4 protein-coding genes are annotated in these 2,076 nt (G+C 61.6%); 2 read left to right on the top strand and 2 right to left on the bottom strand.

The genetic code is table 11. The annotated features are described in order from the left end of the window. Positions 1–123 (bottom strand): FAD-dependent monooxygenase (locus A2I95_RS33485; RefSeq protein WP_291736771.1); only part of this gene is annotated, 123 nt, incomplete at its 3' end. A 96-nt stretch (positions 124–219) separates the two neighbouring features. Between A2I95_RS33485 and A2I95_RS42700 the strand changes: the two genes are divergently transcribed. Together A2I95_RS42700 and A2I95_RS42695 are read left to right on the top strand one after the other, a co-directional pair. Then, complete coding sequence (locus tag A2I95_RS42700) at positions 220–486, top strand: AraC family ligand binding domain-containing protein (RefSeq protein ID WP_367153190.1); 267 nt, start codon at positions 220–222, stop codon at positions 484–486. Further along, complete coding sequence (locus A2I95_RS42695; RefSeq protein ID WP_367153189.1) at positions 476–1,021, top strand: hypothetical protein; 546 nt, start codon at positions 476–478, stop codon at positions 1,019–1,021. Before A2I95_RS42700 ends, A2I95_RS42695 begins: the two co-directional genes overlap by 11 nt. Before the next feature lie 92 nt (positions 1,022–1,113). Here the strand turns inward: A2I95_RS42695 and A2I95_RS33475 are convergent. Then, the coding region (locus A2I95_RS33475; protein ID WP_291736768.1) for a DNA gyrase C-terminal beta-propeller domain-containing protein at positions 1,114–2,076 on the bottom strand (963 nt) is incomplete at its 5' end.

The raw sequence follows: 2,076 nt of genomic DNA, 5'->3' as shown, positions 1-2,076 counted from the left end.
GCCCAGCACGTATTCGCGGCTGTGTTTTTCCAGGACGATATTATCAATCCCTTTCAAATCAAGCAGTTGGCTGAGCATCAGGCCGGACGGGCCGCCGCCGATGATGCCGACTTTGGTCTTCATGGACATGTCATCCTCCTTTGACTGTTGGCTCTGTTCTGGCGCAACGCCGGGGCGGATTGAATGGACTGACCGGCAAATAACTGGTACAAATCGAACATGTCGATTGTTGAGAATTACAACCTGTTCGGGGAGCAGGGCGATCTGCCCGACGTCGTGCATTGCGAAACGATCGAGGCGCGGTCGCTGGTGCATAACTGGGAGTTCCGGCCGCATCGTCACGCGCGGCTGCATCAGGTCCTGCTGATGGATGCGGGGCGGGGGTCGGTGCAGATCGAGGATACGGCGCAGGCGCTGACCGGCGGGGATCTGGTGAACCTGCCGCCGGGCGTGGTGCAAACCAGCCTTCGTCCTCGTGCTGTTTAGCCATCCATTCTTCCACCTTGTCGGCAATATTGACCGCCAGGCCCTGAATTTGCTGCTCTTTGGTGCGGGCATGGCCGGATCCCAGCAACGCGCTTTCGCCGGTGGTGCTTTCAAAGATCTCCATCTGGTGCTTCTTGGCCAGGAATTTCTTTGCCGCAACGTCATAGACAAAGACATTCACCACCACCGCGCTTTTGGGGGAGAACAGCACCGGCACGCCGGGCGGTGCCAGCATGAAACCCTCCAGCGTAACCGCCACATCATACTCCTGCGCGCCCTGATAGCGGCGCAGGCGGGTTTCCAGCGCGTTCTTCATCGCCGCATCCCATTCGCTGTGTTCCGCATTGCGGGACAACGGCCATTGCAGCGCTTTTTCGGTGTAGACATGCGTTACCCGTGCCTGAAAAGCGCCAAGGTCCTCGGGCGCTTCGTCCAACCGGGTTTCACCGCAGGACGCGAGCAAGGCCAGCGTGGCCAGAATGGAAAGAAAGCGGATCATGGAGCCCCCCAAGGAAATTCGACACCGCCCAGATAGCCGGGCACGGCACAGCGGGTAAAGAGGTGGAAACAGCTGCCCCCCGCGCGGGTGGCGCGGGGGGCACAGGCAGGCAGCAGGTTTCAGCCGCCTTATTTGAACTTGTAGTCACGCGGGAAGCCATGCGGCGGGCGTTTGCCAACGCCGGCCCGCTTGCCCAGCCACTGGCCAAGGTCTGTTTCGTGGCGGGTTTTGCCACCGCCCATTTCCCATTTGAGCCCATCATCCCAATTGAAGGTCGTGATGTCGCTGAGACCGCCGTCCAGTTCCAGCGAACCCTGCTTGCCGCGGGCCATGTTGTATTTCTGCAAGCGCACGCCCTTGCCGCGGGTGAGCTCCGGCATTTCCTCGACCGCGAAGACCAGGAACTTGCCGTTTTCCGAGACAATGGCGACGTGATCGCCTTCGACCGGGATACAGATCTTAGCGTGGTCGTCGTCCTTGACGTTCAGCACCTGCTTGCCGCTGCGGGTCTGCGCGACGATTTCCTTCTCCGCGCAGATAAAGCCGTTGCCCGCGTCGGAGGCAACAAGCAGCCGGCCTTCGGGATTGTGGATCAGCAGATCGACGATCTCTGCCTCGTTGGGCAGGTCGACCATCAGGCGCAGCGGTTCGCCCATGCCGCGGCCGCCGGGGAGATTCGCCGCCGACAGGGTGTAAAAACGGCCGTTTGAGCCGAACACCAGCAGCCGGTCGGTGGTTTCCGCATGGAAGACAAAGCGCGGGCCGTCACCGTCCTTGAACTTCAATTCGCGGCCCAGGTCGATATGGCCGGTCATTGCCCGGATCCAGCCCATTTGGCTGCAGACAACGGTGATCGGCTCGCGGTCGATCATCGCTTCCAGCGGCACGTCCTCGACCTCGCCGGCCTCGGCAAAGCGGGTGCGGCGGGCGCCGCCGGCGTAGTCTTTGCCGAACTGCTTTTTGGTATCCTTCAGCTGTTCTGAGATCCGGCTCCACTGCAGCTCTTCGGAACCCAGCAGCTCAACCAGCCCGGCCCGTTCCGCACGCAGGGCGTCGCGCTCGCGGGTCAGCTCGATCTCTTCCAGCTTACG

It is taken from the genome of Leisingera sp. F5 (assembly GCF_001593695.1).
The sequence above is the reverse complement of the archived record's forward strand: the minus strand, read 5'-3'. Positions and strand labels throughout refer to the sequence as shown.